This is a genomic window from Microvirga brassicacearum (assembly GCF_008757455.1).
In the GTDB taxonomy this organism is placed as follows: Bacteria; Pseudomonadota; Alphaproteobacteria; order Rhizobiales; family Beijerinckiaceae; genus Microvirga; species Microvirga brassicacearum.
In genome coordinates, this window is record NZ_VCMV01000060.1 from 1 (window position 1) to 316 (window position 316).

1 protein-coding gene is annotated in these 316 nt (G+C 60.8%); it reads right to left on the reverse strand.

What is annotated here, in order from left to right; translation table 11 throughout:
• Positions 1–96: 96 nt before the first annotated feature.
• Positions 97–316 (reverse strand): prolyl oligopeptidase family serine peptidase (locus FEZ63_RS25030; protein WP_244622927.1); only part of this gene is annotated, 220 nt, incomplete at its 5' end.

Sequence of the window (316 nt, forward strand, 5' to 3'; positions counted from 1 at the left end):
GGTCGATGACCTGGGCCCGAGACAATGAACCTGCTCGCTTTGGCGCCGTTCCCTTGGAGCTGCGGCCCTGGCTCATCGGTCCTAGGCCTGGATCTGTCACTTTGCGGCGCTGTCGAGGCGCTGGTTCAGAAGCCATTCCCACATCTTGGCATCATTCAAGGCGGCTGCCTCGACCGCGGTATGGTCCGCATCCTCCAAGACGCTCAACCGCACATTGCGCTTGAGACCCTTGAGCCGTTCATAAAGGACGACGGAGTCGGACAATGGGATGACCGCGTCTTCCGTGCCGTGGAACACCCAGAAGGCGGCCTTTTCA